At 61.7% G+C, this 15,361-nt stretch carries 14 protein-coding genes; 4 read left to right on the top strand and 10 right to left on the bottom strand.

What is annotated here, in order from left to right; all coding sequences use genetic code 11:
- Positions 1–123 precede the first annotated feature (123 nt).
- Positions 124–552 (top strand): TOBE domain-containing protein, encoded by a 429-nt coding sequence (locus tag P3T40_RS05615; protein WP_429266696.1) that lies wholly within the window; start codon positions 124–126, stop codon positions 550–552.
- 42 nt (positions 553–594) lie between these two features.
- On the opposite strand, the gene P3T40_RS05610 is transcribed toward P3T40_RS05615, so the two are convergent.
- A complete protein-coding gene (locus tag P3T40_RS05610; protein ID WP_429266695.1) occupies positions 595–1,515 on the bottom strand; it encodes a hypothetical protein in 921 nt (306 codons plus the stop codon).
- Between the two features lie 331 nt (positions 1,516–1,846).
- Between P3T40_RS05610 and P3T40_RS05605 the strand changes: the two genes are divergently transcribed.
- Positions 1,847–3,280, top strand: coding sequence for a PLP-dependent aminotransferase family protein (locus P3T40_RS05605; RefSeq protein ID WP_429266985.1), 1,434 nt, complete (start codon positions 1,847–1,849; stop codon positions 3,278–3,280).
- A 343-nt stretch (positions 3,281–3,623) separates the two neighbouring features.
- Here the strand turns inward: P3T40_RS05605 and P3T40_RS05600 are convergent, their stop codons facing one another.
- From P3T40_RS05600 to ehuB, 9 genes are all read right to left on the bottom strand, one after another.
- On the bottom strand, positions 3,624–4,868 hold the full coding sequence (locus tag P3T40_RS05600; RefSeq protein ID WP_429266694.1) for a glycosyltransferase family 87 protein: 1,245 nt from the start codon (positions 4,866–4,868) through the stop codon (positions 3,624–3,626).
- Positions 4,869–5,053: 185 nt separating this feature from the next.
- A complete protein-coding gene (locus tag P3T40_RS05595) occupies positions 5,054–6,046 on the bottom strand; it encodes a sugar-binding protein (RefSeq protein WP_429266693.1) in 993 nt (330 codons plus the stop codon).
- Positions 6,047–6,287: 241 nt separating this feature from the next.
- Positions 6,288–7,313 (bottom strand): ABC transporter permease, encoded by a 1,026-nt coding sequence (locus P3T40_RS05590; RefSeq protein ID WP_429266692.1) that lies wholly within the window; start codon positions 7,311–7,313, stop codon positions 6,288–6,290.
- Between the two features lie 25 nt (positions 7,314–7,338).
- Positions 7,339–8,079: an ATP-binding cassette domain-containing protein gene (locus tag P3T40_RS05585; RefSeq protein ID WP_429266691.1), complete on the bottom strand. Its 741-nt coding sequence runs from the start codon at positions 8,077–8,079 to the stop codon at positions 7,339–7,341.
- A 199-nt stretch (positions 8,080–8,278) separates the two neighbouring features.
- Positions 8,279–9,274: a ferritin-like domain-containing protein gene (locus P3T40_RS05580; RefSeq protein WP_429266690.1), complete on the bottom strand. Its 996-nt coding sequence runs from the start codon at positions 9,272–9,274 to the stop codon at positions 8,279–8,281.
- A 185-nt stretch (positions 9,275–9,459) separates the two neighbouring features.
- Positions 9,460–10,296 carry an ectoine/hydroxyectoine ABC transporter ATP-binding protein EhuA gene (ehuA, locus tag P3T40_RS05575; RefSeq protein ID WP_429266984.1) on the bottom strand — a complete coding sequence of 279 codons (837 nt, stop codon included), beginning with the start codon at positions 10,294–10,296 and terminating at the stop codon, positions 9,460–9,462.
- Between the two features lie 47 nt (positions 10,297–10,343).
- A complete protein-coding gene (gene ehuD / locus P3T40_RS05570) occupies positions 10,344–11,003 on the bottom strand; it encodes an ectoine/hydroxyectoine ABC transporter permease subunit EhuD (RefSeq protein ID WP_429266689.1) in 660 nt (219 codons plus the stop codon).
- A complete protein-coding gene (ehuC, locus tag P3T40_RS05565) occupies positions 11,000–11,659 on the bottom strand; it encodes an ectoine/hydroxyectoine ABC transporter permease subunit EhuC (RefSeq protein WP_429266688.1) in 660 nt (219 codons plus the stop codon). The genes ehuD and ehuC overlap by 4 nt, the downstream gene beginning before the upstream one ends.
- 78 nt (positions 11,660–11,737) lie before the next feature.
- Entirely contained in the window at positions 11,738–12,592 is an 855-nt protein-coding gene (ehuB, locus tag P3T40_RS05560) for an ectoine/hydroxyectoine ABC transporter substrate-binding protein EhuB (protein ID WP_429266687.1), read from the bottom strand.
- Between the two features lie 235 nt (positions 12,593–12,827).
- On the opposite strand from ehuB, the gene P3T40_RS05555 reads away from it, so the two are divergent.
- Positions 12,828–14,261 carry a PLP-dependent aminotransferase family protein gene (locus tag P3T40_RS05555; protein ID WP_429266686.1) on the top strand — a complete coding sequence of 478 codons (1,434 nt, stop codon included), beginning with the start codon at positions 12,828–12,830 and terminating at the stop codon, positions 14,259–14,261.
- A 115-nt stretch (positions 14,262–14,376) separates the two neighbouring features.
- Positions 14,377–15,351 (top strand): hydroxyectoine utilization dehydratase EutB, encoded by a 975-nt coding sequence (gene eutB, locus P3T40_RS05550; RefSeq protein WP_429266685.1) that lies wholly within the window; start codon positions 14,377–14,379, stop codon positions 15,349–15,351.
- The last annotated feature ends 10 nt before the right edge of the window (positions 15,352–15,361 follow it).

Below are 15,361 nucleotides of genomic sequence, written 5' to 3'. Positions count from 1 at the left end.
CTGCTCGACCATTTAGTGGCGCTCACTCTCGCGCACCGCAAGACTTCTCGATACACTTGATCACTGACCTTTAACAGAGCGCCCCCAGTTCATTTGGGAGCGGTCATCATCAGGAGATCAAGAATGCGAACCAGTGCCCGGAATCACTTTGAGGGTGAAGTCGTTGAAGTCAAGCATGGTACTGTCAACGACGAGATCACGCTGCGGACCAAGGACGGTCTCGACATCGTGGCAATCATCACGCATGGCAGCGCCACGTCGCTTGGGCTGGCTCAAGGCAAGCCGGCATTCGCGCTAGTGAAGGCGTCGTCGGTGATCGTGATGGTGGATGTCACCAGCAGCCAGGTGTCGGCGCGCAACTGCATCGCCGGGAAGGTAACGGCCGTGACCAAAGGCGCAGTGAATGCCGAGATCACGATTGCTGGGGCCAGCGGTGCGCAGATCGCGGCCATCATCACCAATGAAAGCGCAGACCGGCTCGGCCTCGCCAGTGGCAAAGCCGCTACCGCCATTTTCAAGGCATCGAGCGTGATCGTAGGCGTCGATCAGTAAGCGGGCTTTGCCGAGGACCGCTATCGCGAAGCACCTTTATCGTCACTTGATGGCAAAGGTGCGCACGTAACTGGTCCCGCTTGCGGGGCTCGCGCGGTCCACCGCATACAGCTCATGGTGTATGGCGTCGATCGCGACGCCGCGGGCATCCTGGAAGTCGTTGGCGAGCACGCTGATCGTGCCGTCCGGTGCGATCTCGCAGAGACCGGTTTTGTTGCACTTCGTATAGAGTCGCCCCTCAGCATCCACCGCCATCAAATCGGGGCTGTCGATTCGTGCGGCCACCGTGGACGTCACCATTCCGTTCGAACTCAAAAGATCGCTCAGACTCGCCTTCACAATGTTGTTGTTGGCCTGATCCGATACGAACACGCTCCCCCCTGATACGGCGACACCGACCGGTTTGCCGAGCCCCGTTAGCAGGTCGCGCTCGCTAGCGGCGTGGGTTGCCACGTCGTACGTCACCAGACTCAGCCCACCCTGCGGCGGATTGCTGCCAGTCTTGATAAACCACGTGGACAGCAGTTGGCCAGGGGCGAGTTCGACCAGTCCCAGCCTGCGCCGGGCCGGATTGGTACCGACCAGTGCGGACACTGTGCCGTTGCCGGTGACTTCGAATATCGCGCTGGCCGTGCCAAAGCCGAAGCGCTCGACGAGCAACGCGCCCGAGCGCGCGAAGCTCAGCTGGCTGAGACTCTTGCCTTGGCCCGCTTCGAGCGGGATCGAAGCGTAGGGCGTGAAAGCACCGCCGGTCGAAGCGAGCACGCTGTTGGTGCGGTCATCGGTAATGAACACTGCGCCGTCGGCCGGTCGTACCGCAATCCCGTTCGGCAATGCATCGACCGCGGTCTTTTGCGGTTGGACGGCGGCTTCTGGCGTGCTGCAGCCAATCAACGCCGCAGCGAGGCTCCAGGTTGCGAAAGCCGCTGCGACTCTGCGCAGAACAACATGCGATACGGGCATGCTTCCTCCAGACGGGATTCAGGCTGACTCAACGGGGGACCAGAAGGTGGTGTTGCGTACGGTCGCAGGGCAGGTAGCCCCCGCCACGCCATGGATTCGTAATATACACACAACCGGCGGACGGCATCCTCGCTGGGCAGCGGGTATGACGCAATAGGCGGTGCTTTACCGCGCTGCGGCCGGCGTGCAAAACGCCCACCGCTATATCCGATGGTATATTACGATTTTGCCCTTCCATGATGTCGCGCGGGATGTGTCCCCGAGCCGAAACGGAATTCCGCCCATGTTGAACACCAGCCACGCCGAACAACCCAAGGCGAACGTAAAGGTGGTGAAGCTGTATGAGAAGCTGGCTAGCCGGATCGAAGATCAGGTCCGCAGCGGCGTTTTCCGCCCAGGCGAGCGCATTCCTTCGGTCAGGCAGTCCAGCCAGCAGCATCGGTTGAGCATCAAGACCGTGCTTCACGCCTACCTCCTGCTCGAAAGTAAGGGCGTCATCCAGAGCCGTCCCAAGTCGGGCTATTTCGTGCAGCCTGGACGACTGCCTGGCGCACCTGCCGCAAGCGAATTGCGTCCGTCGCGGCCGATTGCCGTGTCGGCACAGGTCGACGTCAGCCGCCTCGTTCTCTCCACGCTGCGCTCGATTCGAGGCGACGATGCGGTACCGTTGGGTTCGCCTTATCCTGACCCGTCGATGTTCCCTGTACAAAAGATCAACACGTACGGCTATTCCTTTGCGCGTCGCAATCCGCCCGGTGGTACGGGCGATGAATTACCGCCGGGCAATCCGGAACTGATCAGGCAGATCGCACGGCGCTACCTCGAAAACGGCCAGTCGGTCGATCCGAACGAGATCATCGTTACCATTGGCGCGACGGAAGCGATCAATCTGTGTCTGCAGGCGGTCGCGAAACCGGGTGACACGATTGCGGTTGAGTCACCCACTTTTTACGCGATGCTGCATGCAATCGAGCGGATGGGCATGCGGGCGATCGAGGTGGTGACGCACCCCGAGGAAGGCATGGACATTGACGCGCTGAAGCAGATACTCGCGCGCGAGCAGATTGCTGCGTGCATGGTGATGCCGAACTTCCAAAACCCGCTGGGCTTTTGCATGCCTGAAGCAAACAAGCAGCGGTTGGTGGATCTCCTCGCGCGTCACGATGTCCCAATCATTGAAAACGACGTGTATCACGAGCTATATTTTGGCGCGGTGCATCCCGGTTCGCTGAAGGCGCTCGACAAGAAAGGACTCGTGTTGCATTGCTCGTCGTTTTCGAAAAGCCTCTCCACCGGACACCGGATTGGCTGGGCTATTCCCGGGCGTTACAGGGACCAGGTCGAGAAGCTCAAGTTTCTCAACACGCTGACCACGCCGTCTATTCCGCAACGGGCCATCGCCGAGTATCTGAAGAACGATCGCTACGAGAATCATCTGCGCCGCTTGCGCAAGGTGTATCAGCAGAACGCGAATCTGATGCGGGCCATGATCGAGCGATACTTTCCCGAGGGCACACGTACGTCGCGTCCGATGGGTGGGTATGTGCTGTGGGTAGAACTGCCGCCCGAGGTCGACTCGCTCAGACTGTATGAACTCGCGCTTGAAAAGCGGATTACGGTGGGGCCGGGATATATGTTTTCGACGTCCAATGCCTACGGCAACTTTATCCGTCTGAACTACAGTTATGCGTGGTCGTCGTCGATAGAGAAGGCGTTGATCACGCTCGGTAAGCTGAGCGCCATGCTAATGCGCGAGGCTCGCTGACGCCCGGTCGCCGGCGTTGCTGTTCAGATCAGAGCGGCAGAAACAGATTGATTCCCGGTGACGCTTGCGGCGCATAGACAACCGGCGGCGCCTTGTACCCATAGCCTTGATTGCCGTAATCGTGGCCATGGCGATGATCGTCATGCCCGTATGACTGCCGTGGTGCGGGATGTCCCTGGCTATGCTGCTGGCCTCCTCCGTGACGATTGTCTTCGGCTCGCAGTGGGGACGTTGCGAGGAGGCAGGCGAAAATCACATCCCTGATGCGGGGCCGGTAACCACTGCTCTAACAAACGAAAAGCTTCTGACGTCTGGACGGCACAGGCGCATGCCGGTTCGTGCCTCATAAGCCCGGATTGAACGAACGGTAGGGCAGGGCGCGGCGCAGCGCAATGATTAGCAGCATGGGCAGCAAGACGGCGCCCCACTGCCCGATCGACGGCTTGAATACGGCGAGAAACGACGGGATCGGCAAGAGCCACACGAGGCCAAGCATCAGGCACTCAACATGAGTCAATGCGCCTTGGGTCCTGCCGTCAACGCACAGGAAGATGATCGGCAAGATCAACCACGTCAGATCATAGTAAACAAGGTAGGGCTGGGCGAGCAATGTCGTGACTATGAGCGCTGCGGAACGCACTTCGATGCGGACCCTTCGTGCCCACAGGATCGCGGTCACCAATACTGCGGGCACAACGATCGCAGCATGGATTGCGTAGGCTATCGACAAACTGGCGCCCATTCGTCGTGCGAGCGCAAAGGCAGTCGGCATCGCACTCCAGATGCCCCCCTCGCCGTTTTGCACAACGACGGTGTTGAACCACGAAAGCATGTCAAAGAACCTGAGCCAGAGCGGTAGTCCAAATACAAGTGCGCTCACCGTACAGAACAAACCCGCTGTCACTGCCATCGCACCGAGTGCCCGGAAATGTCGGCCACAAAGAAACATCAACGGAAAAAGCACTGCCAATTGCGGTTTAATCGCCAGCAAACCGGCGCACGCTCCGGCCAGGATCGGGCGACGCTCCAGCAGTCCGAGCGCGCCAGCGGCGAGAGCCAACGTCAGGAGCGAGTTTTGGCCACATAAAGTGGCAACCCAGATGCCTGGAAAGGCCGCGACCGATACCCACGGCAATGCGCCCGCTCTCACCGCCGGCGCGCACACAAGCAGGCAACACGCGATACCGAGGCACACAAACAATGAATACGACGCAAGGTACGGCAGCAGCGCCAGAGGATAGATCAATAGCTGAAACGTCGGCGGATAAACCCACGGCGCATAGACTTGCCCCAGTGGCGTGTCGGGGAGCAATTTGGCTTCTACGGCGAGCAACTGCTGCGGATTGAAAGCCTGGATGGCGCCGTTATGCAGAGAGACGTAAGAGGCACTCCAGTACACCCGGAAATCGAGGCCGAGTGGTGGCACGCCGCGCAGATGCAATCCCCAGTGACCGATCGCCCAGGCGCCGAGAAGAACGAGTTGACAGATCAGTAGCGCAAGACTGTAGACCACCACTCGTTTGCGAGTCAGCCACGGTTGGCGAACCGGAAGCACCTTGCTCACTGCCTCGTCGGTCGCTATTTGCATAGTGGTCTCGGCGGATTTTTGGGGCAGTCTGCCACAACCTAAACGCACTCGACAAGGTTGGCATTGCCGAAAAGTAGGACTGCCTTCAAACCTGTATCGCCTCTTCGACAAAAAAAGAGCCGAGGCAAAACTGCCTCGGCTCCCGCATCACCCTCATCCATCCTTGCAACAGACCCTGCCGCCCCTCAATGCTTGAGACAGGTGTCGGCGTTCTTCCAGGTGCAGGTATCAAGGCCGGTGTGGATCACTGGCGGCACCGTCTTGCCTTCCGCGAGGTCACGCATCACCATCGCTGACCTGTAGCCCATTTCCTCCGGCCGCTGCCCGACAAGCACATTCACCTTATGCTCCTTGAGGGCCTGCAGTTCGGGTCCGAGCGTGTCGGCCGAGACGATCACGAACTTGCCGCTGTTGATCTTGTCCATGATCGGCGCGACGACCTGCGAATAGGCCTGCGGAGCAAACAGCGGCCAGCCGCCTTCGAGCACGAAGGCATCGAGACCGGTGGCATTGGCAGTCAGCGTGTCCTGCATCATCTGGTTCGCCTTCGCTGCGTCATCGTTCACATAGAGCGGGCAGGCGCTGATCTCCTTCCAGCCGTTTTCTCCCGTGAGCTTCTCCGTTCCCTTCTTGCCGGAGAGCGTGTCGCGGGTGCCTGCAGCGCGCTGGTTGATGTTCTCCGCCGCGGGATTGCCCATCACGAGACAGATATTGCCGCCCTTCGGCATCAGCAACTTCAACTGCTCACCGAGCTTGACGCCCAGTTCGTAGTTGTCGGTGCCGACGTAGGTCTTGCGCAGCGAGGCGTCCTTCGGCAACAAGTCGGCATCCGAGGTGATGATCGGGATCGTCACATTGCGGCGGCGCAACTCTTCGGCCACGGCCGGGGCGTTCGCTGGCGAGATTGCCATGCTCGCCACGCCCTTGGTCAAGAGGTCGTCGATGATCTGCACTTCGGCGCTTTCGTCGGCGGCCGTCGCGGGGCCGGTGTAGTAGCAGGTATAGCCTTGCTTGTTGAGCTCCTTGTTGGCCCGGTCGCATCCCTGATGCATGAGGTCGAAGTAGGGGTTGTCGAGCCCCTTCACCACCAGCGCCAGGGTCTTATCGGCTGCGAAGGCGGGAGAGGTCAGCATGGCAAACCCTCCGATCGCAGCAAGACACATCAACAGTTTCTTCATTGTCGCCTCCTGTGTGGACCGGCTCTTAGTCCGGTCCCATACAAAGTATCGGCGCCGGCTTTGCAGCGCCATGTCTGCTCGCACAATTTTCGTAATAATCGCAAGGAAAGGCCGTGTCCGAGCTTGAACCCTCCCGCGGAGCCTCGCGTTTCCCGTGCACACTTGCGTCCGGCAGTTCCGCGTCCTGTCCGGTCGCACCCCAGGCACCGGCCGTATCGCAGCCGGTGCGTCCGAAGCCATTTCATTCGCCTTGCCGCTCGCCGCCGAGCCGGTTGAAAAGCACGGCGACGATGATGAAGGCACCCACGACCGTCCCCTGCCAGAACGAGTCGACGCCGAGCAGGATCAGGCTGTTACGGATGACTTCGATGAGCGCCGCGCCCACGACGGTCCCGAAGGCGCTGCCGATACCGCCCATGAGACTGGTGCCGCCGATCACAGTCGCGGCGATCACGCGCAATTCATCGCCCGTGCCCAAGCCCGTGGTCACCGCGCCGAGCCAGCCCACTTCGAGGATCGCCGCGACGCCCGCCATGAGGCCGGCAAGCACGTAGACAGAGCAGATGATGCGACGCACCGGCACGCCAGTGAGTCTCGCTGCATGGCGATTGCCGCCGACCGCGAAGACGTAGCGGCCCCAGCGCGTCCAGGCAAAGGCGAACCAGAACAGCACGGCGAGGACAATCAGGAACCACACCGGATTGGCGACGCCGAAGGTCTTGCCGCCGCCGAGCGCAAGGAGCTTGCTGCCGTCGGGACCGAAATCGAAAATGGTCCGGCTGCCGGAGAACACCAGCGCGAGGCTACGGCCGACGCTCAGCATGCCGAGCGTCACGACGAAAGGCTGCATGTCGAGATAGGCGATGAGCACGCCGTTGACGAGGCCGACAATCCCTGCGGTCAGGAGCCCCATGCCAATGCCGGCCCAGATCGGGTAGCCGGCATTCATGACCACCGAGAGGACGATACCGGAGAGGCCAATGGTCGAGCCGACCGAAATATCGATGCCGCCCGTGACGATCACGGCCATCATGCCGAGCGCGACGATGGCGACGAAGGCGAAGTTGCGCGTGACGTTGAAAAGGTTTTGCTGCGTCGCAAACGTGGAGGTGACGAACGAAAGCACGATGCAGGCGATGATCGTGGCGAGCACCACCCAGAACACCTGGCTTGCCATCAGCCCTGTCCAGCGCGTATGCGTCCTCGCGGCTTGCGGGTTATCCAGCAATGCCGACATTGGCGTGGGCTGTTCCTGCGGATCATTCAATTTCGGACTCCCATACGACTCAGGTTCAGGCGGTGGCGATAGCTCCGGTGATGAGAGCGGTGACTTCTTCCGGCGACGACGCTTCGGTCTTCTTGTCCGCAACCTTGTGTCCACGCCGCATGACGATCACGCGGTCGGCGACGGTGAAAACGTCAGGCATGCGGTGGCTGACGAGAATGACCGCGATGCCATGTTCGGACAGCCGCTTGATGAGCGCGAGCACCTCCGCCACCTGGCGCACGCTGATCGCTGCCGTCGGCTCATCCATGATGACGAGGCGCGCTTCGGAGAGGCGTGTGCGAGCGATCGCGACGGCCTGTCGCTGACCACCTGACATCTGCCTGACGAGATCGAGCGGGCGCGTCTCGGATTTGAGTTCTTTGAAGAGCTCGCCGGCGCGCCGGTACATGGTCGCGTGATCGAGAATGCGGATGGGCCAAATGCCGAGCCGTGGCTCACGTCCGAGGAAGACGTTTGCAGCCGCCGTAAGGTTGTCGCAAAGCGCGAGGTCCTGATAGACGACTTCGATCCCGCGGGCACGGGCGTCAACCGGCTTGCTGAAATGCACCGCCTTGCCGTCGATGAGGATTTCGCCGTGCGACGGCAGAAAATTACCGGCGATTACTTTGACCAGCGTCGATTTACCGGCACCGTTGTCCCCCATCAGTCCAACCACCTGACCTGGCTCCAGACTTAAGGTGACGTCGTTCAGGGCTCGAATGGCCCCGAAGTGTTTGGAAACATCTCTGAGCTCCAGAAGACTCATGGATTGTCGCGCTCGCTCCCGTAGGGCCGCCCGTTTCTTCGGCCGGGCGGCCGGTAGATATGCTAAGTAGCATTTTTTTATAGCACATACTTACCTTTTGGCAAGCAAGCTTCCTGCGTTACCGGGTTTACCTGCGGCCCGATGAGCCGCGGCACGTGTCGTGATCAGGGTCGTCACGGGTTTGCCGCGATTGAAGCCGCTACTTTGTGTTGCCCGCGCGCATGAAACGCAGCGCGAAGCGCACGAGCCTCGGCATCGTCTCGGGGCGCAGCAGACGACGGTCGTAGCCCGAGAAGCGCCGCTCGTTTTCCTCGAGGCACAGCGTCACCAGTTCGCGCACGCTGATCTCGACGGCGGACACTGCTTGCGCGCCGTTCACCGTAAAGTTGTTATCGTGGTGGTGCTCGTTGCCGTCAGCATCGAGCGTGCGCACAAGCCTCATCCGCTCCCAGCCGAGAAACACCCACGCGGCGGCGACTTTCAGCCTGAAGCCAATGCGTCGCCACCAGGACAGCTGCGTGCGATGCCACGCCACCCAGTTGGCGAACAGCAGGATATGGCGGCATTCCTCCTGCATGACCGGCTCGAACGTGTCGATCAACTCAGGCGGGAACAGTCCCGAGCGATGCGCGACTTCGAAGAGGCCGAAGGCGAAGAAACTGTCGATGCACTCGCTGTAACCTGTCACGAGGTAGGCCCACTCGGTGTTCCTGGGATGGACGTAGGGCGCTTCGCTCAGGAGCGAAATGCCGTATGCGGCCACCATCCGCGAGAGCACCTCCTTATGGCGGTTCTCCTCCCATGCATTTAGTGCGATCGCTTCGCGTATGTCAGGTTCGTTGACCGTCGCGGCGTACGCTGCCATGCGCAGCCGTGCCTTGCCTTCGGTCTGCACGGCGATGTCCCATATCTTTAGGGAAACAATCCGCTCGAGCGCGTCGGGCTCGAGTTTTGGCCACTCGAGCACCGACGGACGGTACGGGTTGAAGGTCTCGCGAAACATTCGGCACATCTCGCGGCGATGCGCATCGGAGCCCGGCTTCAGCGGGCCCGTAACGTTGCTCGTCCAATAGCGGGCGTTGCGGTCCGAGACGTCGAGGGTTGCCGGGTCGGGTCTGTGCTGCGGCAGCACCGGCGCGGCAAAGTCTTGAATCAGCCGTTCGACGGCGAAGCTGTCAAAGGTCGGGTCACTCATTCTGGAGACTCCCAGGGTGAATGGGTCACCACGGATTCTGACATTTCTTTCGCCGGCTTGCCTCGAAGCGGTACATTGGCGTCTGGGCCCGTCGCCAATCACTTGCTGGTGGGTTACTGCGAGCATTGACAGGCCCTGTCTGTCATTCGCGTCTGGGGATTTCCCTGGTCCGGCCAGGGCGTTTCTTAGACCGCTTCCCGCACCGCCCGCAGGAACTGTTGGGTCCGTTCATGCTGAGGTGCGGCGAAGAACTGCTGCGGCGGTCCTTGCTCGATAATCTTCCCTTGCGAAAAGAAACATACGCGGTCCGCGAACTCGCGTGCAAAGCCCATCTGGTGCGTGACCATCAGCATCGTCAGGTTGTGCTCGCTGCCCAGACGCCGGATCACGTTGAGCACCTCGCCGCACAACTCGGGATCGAGCGCGGAGGTCACTTCGTCGAACAGCATCACCTTCGGCCGCATGGCCAGGGCCCGCGCAATCGCGACACGCTGCTGTTGGCCTCCCGACAGTTGCGACGGATAGTGATTGCATTTGTCTTCCAGCCCCACCAGCGACAGCAAATCGCGGGCACGGTCCGTCGCTTCCTTGCGTGACAGGCCTAGCACGCGCATCGGCGCTTCGATCGTGTTGGCCAGCGCGGTCATGTGCGGGAACAGGTTGAAGCTCTGGAACACCATGCCAATCTTGCTGCGCACGCGCCGCAGATGCCGCACGGAAGCCGGCACCAGCACGCCGTTCTTGCGCATATGCGTGAGTGGTTCGCCATCCACTTCGATCATGCCGTCCGTGAGCGGATCGAGTGTCATCAGCACGCGCAGTAGCGTCGATTTGCCGGAGCCGCTCGGCCCGATGATCGCGACCTTCTCGTTGGAGGCGACCTCCAGATCGAGCGCGTCGAGCACCGTTAGCGCTCCATAGCGCTTGGTCACGCCGGCGAACCGGACCATGGGCGCGTCGGCCTGCGGGACGGCGGCCTGGCTCAATACGTCTGCGGGATCTCGCTTCATCTCTGTCTCCATCACGGGGGCATCCGGGTACAGCGGGGTGGATGTTTCGGTATCGGTCTTCATGGCAGCCTCAGCTTGAATTCGAGGCGCCGCACGAGTTGCGCGAACGTCACGCTGATCACGAGGAAAAACAGCCCGGCCATCGTGATGGGCTCCAGGTAGCGGAACGTTTCCGAGCCGATGTTTTTGGCTTGCTGCATCAGTTCGACGACGGTGATCGCCGAAAGGACCGGCGTGTCCTTGAACATGGCGACGAGGTAATTACCGAGCGCCGGAATCACCGAGCGGATCGCTTGCGGCAGGATGACGCCGCTATAGGTGCGCCACGGCGACAGCGACAAGGCGCAGGCGGCTTCCCACTGGCCGCGCGCCACGCCATTGAGTCCGGCCCGGTAGACCTCGGAGGTGTAGCACGCATAGTGCAAAGCGATGCCCACCGTGCCAGCCATGAGCGCCGACATGGTGATGCCATAGACCGGCAGTACATAGAACAGTACGTACACCTGAATCAGCAGCGGCGTGCTGCGGATAAATTCAACGATGAAACCCACCCCACGCGAAAGCGGTTTGATAGGGCTGCGCCGCAGGATCGCGAGCACGAGGCCGAGCACCAGCGCGATCGCGAAGCCCACCATGGTGATGAGAATCGTGTACAGCGACGCGCGCAGCAGCTCCGGCAGGATATGCGCGGCGTAGTGCAGATCGAAGAAGCTGTTCATCGGACGGCCCTCTGGGTAATGCCATGACTCACGCGCCGCTCGAAATGACGCATCAGCGTGACGAGAATCTGCGCCAGCACGAAATAGATGACGAGCGTCAGCGCAAAGATCTGCGCGGTCTTGAAGGTGGCTTCGTCGAGTTGCCGCGCGCGAAAGGTCAGGTCGGACAGCGTGATCAGCGAAACGAGCGAGGTGCCCTTGAGCAGCTCGATCATCAGATTGGTGGCGGGCGGCAGGGCGTTGATCATGGCCTGCGGCAGGATGATGCGCCGCATCCGCGTGATGGGCGACAGGTTCAGCGCGAGCGCGGCTTCGAATTGTCCGCCTGGCACCGAGCGCAATGCGCCGCGCAGAATTTCCGAGCCGTACGCGCCGTAGTGCAACCCGAGGCCGACAATTGCCACCGTGAACGGCGCGAGTTCGATATGGAACGGCGGCAGCGGCAGCACGAAGAAGAACCAGAACAGTTGCACGAGCAACGAAGTGCCGCGAAACACTTCGACGTACACGTTGCCGATCCAGCGCAGCGGCGCCCACGGTGCTACTTTCGCGGCGGTCGCGACAAAGGCCATCACGATCGCGAGCAGCGTACTGCAAGCGGCAATCTCGATCGTCACGAGGGTGCCCTGCAGCAACAGGGGAAACAGTTCACGCATGGCGGTTCCTCGCTTGCATGAGGTGGCGCACCGGATAGCGCGCCATTTTCAGAGTGGACTTCCTGTGGACCTGCTCACCTACTTGCCGCAGATCTCCGCTGCGGTTTTGTTGGTGAGGTTCGTTTTGTCGAAGCCGAACGGCGCTACGGTCTTCAGATGGTCCGGCGTGCCGAGCCATGCGTGCAACTGCTTGTCGACCGCGTCGCGCAGATCGGTGTCTTCCGGACGGAACGCCAGTGCCCCGTAGCCGGTATGTTTCGGATCGTCGGTGAAATCGGTAATCGCTTCCACTTGCGCTGCATCTTTTGCCGCGAGCCCCTTCATCGTCAGCGCAGTGCCGGCGGCCGCGTCGGCGCGGCGAGCGCGCACGGCCTGCAATTGCGCTGTCGTATCGGGCACCTGCAACAACTGAGCTTCCTTCACGCCGGCGTCGTGCGAATAACCCATTTCAACCGCACCTGCCATCACAGCAAGTTTCGTGTCCGGTTGTTTCCCGACGTCAGCATAGCTATGCAGATGCTTGGGATTGCCATTCAATACCAGCAGGGTGTCCTGGATCTGATATTGCGGATCGGCGAAGGCGACTTGCCCGCAACGTTCCGGCGTGATGTACATGCCGGCGGCGATCACGTCGAAGCGGCCTGCGCGCAGGCCCGGAATCAGCGAGCCCCATTCGGTCAGCACGCCGTCCACTTTCTTTACGCCGAGTTTGGCGAAAATCTTGCGCGCGATTTCCGGCGATTCGCCGGTGACCTGTCCGTCCGGCGTCGTATAGGCGAAAGGCGCTTCGTTCGCGTAGCCGATGCGAACTTCGCCGGTCCGCTGGATGCGCTGCAACGTCGTTTCCGCCGACGCATACTGCGTATGCATCATCATGCTCGCCGCCGCGAGGCAGAGGGCTCCCAGCATTCCTGATGTGCGCTTCGCTTTCATATCGATCCCGTATTGGTTCAATTGGTGCGTTTGGTGGCGAGTGAATGTGGCGGCGCATCATGCCTCGGGTGTCCTAGGGTTGATCCCAGGATCCGGCGCAATGCCCGCAGGCGCTGCCGGACACGTAGCGCGGCAGACACCCTGAATGCAGGATACAAAGCCATTTTTTTGTTCTGATTGCTCTAGGACAATAATTTTTCGCCGCCATTTAGTCGCACTATAAGTGGGCAATTTAATGCGCAGACAAGTGCACGAAGTCGCGGAGGCGAAGGTGATCGAGCAGTGGCGAGAAGCCGTGCGGGCGGTGCACGGGGTGGAATCCAAGTACAAGCGGCTGGTGAAGGCCATTGCGGGCGACATTGAAACGTCGGCGTTGCGCGCGGGCGCGCGCCTGCCGCCGCAGCGCGATGTGGCGGCCGAACTGGCGATCAGCGTGCAAACCGTGACCAACGCCTACAAGGAGCTGGAACGGCAAGGCCTGATCCGCTGCGAGGTGGGCCGCGGCAGCTTCGTGGCGGCGCGCGTGACCGAGACAATGTCGAATTACATGCTCGATACCGCGGAGCGCTCCGTGGTCGATTTTTCGATCGCCCGCATTATTCACACGCCTGAGCACGACGCGATGTGGCGCAAGGTGTGCGCGACGCTCGCCACGCTTGAAGACCAGCCGTGGATTCGCGCGTTCCGGCCGATCGCCGGCTTCGAGCATCACCGGCAGGCGGCCGTGGCATGGCTCGCGTCGCTGGGCATGCCGGCTTCGACCGATTCGCTGCTGGTGACCAACGGCGCGGCGCACGGCATTTTTCTGGCGCTGGCTTCGCTGGTCGGCCCGGGCGATACGGTGCTTTGCGAAAGCCTGACGGACCATGGCGTGATCGGCTCGGCCAATGTGCTGGGATTTACGCTCAAGGGCCTCGAGATCGACGAATACGGCATTCACCCGGAGCATTTCGAGGAGATGTGCGATAGCGAGCGTGTGACAGCACTGGTCTGCACGCCGACGCTCAACAATCCCACGGTCGCGCTGATGCCCGACTCGCGGCGCCGCGCGATTGCCCGCATCGCCGAGCGCTACGGCGTCTATGTGATCGAGGACGACGTCTACGGGCCGTTGCCCGCCAAGGCCGCCACGCCCATTTCGAGCCTGATTCCCGAGCTGTCGTTCTACTGCACGAGCATGACGAAATCGGTGCTGGCAGGGCTGCGCATTGGCTATCTGACGACGCCGCGCCGGCTCGCGCTGCGCGCGGAAAGCGTGCTGCGGGTCAATAGCTGGATGGCGACCTCGCCAATGGCCGAGGTCGCGACACGCTGGATTGCCGACGGCACGGCCGCGCGGCTGGTGCAGATTCAGCGCGAGCGCCTCGCGCGCCGTCAGGCGGTGCTCAAGCAGATTCTCGGTGCTTATGTGCTCGGCTCGCATCCGCACGCATTGTCCGCGTGGCTGCGCGTGCCCGACCACTGGCAGGCGGATCGGCTGGTGCGCGAGCTGCGTAACCGCGACATTGCGGTGACATCGCCCGATCCGTTTCTGGTGCGCGGCGCGGATCGGCCTAATGCGGTGCGGGTGTGCGTCGGTGCCGAAGTCAGTGAAGAAGCCTATAAAACGGCGCTCGAAACGATGCGCGAGGTCTTCGAGCAATATCCGCAAGTGCACGATTTCGCCTGAGATCACGGAGGTGATCGCATGGCGCGGGTACGTCGTGTACTCGAAATGAACTAGGACAATAGAAATCAATTTTTAGAACATTAGACTGGGTCCCATTGAAATCCATGCCGACACCATGTCCGATCTTTCGCTCGCCGATGTCTACCATGCGCGCCGCCGACTCGAAGGGCGCGTGTGCCGCACGCCGCTGGTCGAATCGCCGGCATTGTCGGCGGTGGCCCACACACCGGTCTTCCTGAAGCTCGAAACGGTGCAGCCGACTGGCAGCTTCAAGCTGCGCGGCGCCACCAATGCACTCGCCGCGCTGGCGGAGCAGGGCTGCAGGCAGGTCGTGACCGCGTCGACCGGCAATCATGGCCGCGCCGTCGCGCATGCCGCGCGTGCGCTCGGCATCGAAGCGACGGTCTGCATGTCGGCGCTCGTGCCGGCTAACAAGGTGGAGGCGGTGCGCGCGCTTGGCGCGCAGGTCTGCATCGTCGGGAAAAGCCAGGACGAAGCGGAGCACGAAGCATTGCGGCTCGTGCGCGAAGAGGGCTTCGCTTATGTGCCGCCGTTCGACGATCTGCGCGTGATCGCGGGGCAGGCGACCATCGGGCTCGAAATCGTCGAGGTATTGCCCGATGTCGCCAACATCGTCGTACCGCTATCGGGTGGCGGTTTATTCGCGGGCGTGGCGTTTGCCGCCAAGTGTGTGAATCCTGCCATCGGCATGACCGGCGTCACGATGGAACGCGGTGCCGCGATGCATGCGAGTCTCGCCGCTGGCCGCCCCGTGCTGGTCGATGAAGTCGCGACGCTCGCCGATTCGCTCGGCGGCGGCATCGGCCTCGAAAACCGCCACACCTTTGCGCTCACGCGCGACCTCATCGACGAAGCGGTGTTGCTCGACGAAGCGTCGATTGCGCGCGGCATCGTGCATGCGTACCGGCAGGAGCGGCTCGTTGTCGAAGGTGCGGCGGCGGTCGGCATGGCGGCTGTCCTCGACGGCGTGCTGCCTGCCGAACGGCTGCGGCGCGGCCCGCTCGTGCTCGTCGTGAGCGGCGCGAACATCAATATCGACCAGCATCGCCGCATCGTTGCTGCGGCGTGATTTCCGGACC

Origin of the sequence: Paraburkholderia sp. EB58 (assembly GCF_050436665.1) — a bacterium.
Lineage (GTDB): Bacteria > Pseudomonadota > Gammaproteobacteria > Burkholderiales > Burkholderiaceae > Paraburkholderia.
The sequence above is the reverse complement of the archived record's forward strand: the minus strand, read 5'-3'. Positions and strand labels throughout refer to the sequence as shown.

Excerpts from the sequence above, each read along its gene's own strand:
- P3T40_RS05600 (WP_429266694.1), bottom strand. The coding sequence starts at position 4,868 with ATGCAAATAGCGACCGACGAGGCAGTGAGCAAGGTGCTTCCGGTTCGC.
- ehuD (WP_429266689.1), bottom strand. The coding sequence starts at position 11,003 with ATGAACAGCTTCTTCGATCTGCACTACGCCGCGCATATCCTGCCGGAG.
- P3T40_RS05580 (WP_429266690.1), bottom strand. The coding sequence starts at position 9,274 with ATGAGTGACCCGACCTTTGACAGCTTCGCCGTCGAACGGCTGATTCAA.
- P3T40_RS05595 (WP_429266693.1), bottom strand. The coding sequence starts at position 6,046 with ATGAAGAAACTGTTGATGTGTCTTGCTGCGATCGGAGGGTTTGCCATG.
- ehuC (WP_429266688.1), bottom strand. The coding sequence starts at position 11,659 with ATGCGTGAACTGTTTCCCCTGTTGCTGCAGGGCACCCTCGTGACGATC.
- P3T40_RS05555 (WP_429266686.1), top strand. The coding sequence starts at position 12,828 with ATGCGCAGACAAGTGCACGAAGTCGCGGAGGCGAAGGTGATCGAGCAG.
- eutB (WP_429266685.1), top strand. The coding sequence starts at position 14,377 with ATGTCCGATCTTTCGCTCGCCGATGTCTACCATGCGCGCCGCCGACTC.
- ehuA (WP_429266984.1), bottom strand. The coding sequence starts at position 10,296 with ATGGAGACAGAGATGAAGCGAGATCCCGCAGACGTATTGAGCCAGGCC.
- P3T40_RS05615 (WP_429266696.1), top strand. The coding sequence starts at position 124 with ATGCGAACCAGTGCCCGGAATCACTTTGAGGGTGAAGTCGTTGAAGTC.
- ehuB (WP_429266687.1), bottom strand. The coding sequence starts at position 12,592 with ATGAAAGCGAAGCGCACATCAGGAATGCTGGGAGCCCTCTGCCTCGCG.
- P3T40_RS05585 (WP_429266691.1), bottom strand. The coding sequence starts at position 8,079 with ATGAGTCTTCTGGAGCTCAGAGATGTTTCCAAACACTTCGGGGCCATT.
- P3T40_RS05610 (WP_429266695.1), bottom strand. The coding sequence starts at position 1,515 with ATGCCCGTATCGCATGTTGTTCTGCGCAGAGTCGCAGCGGCTTTCGCA.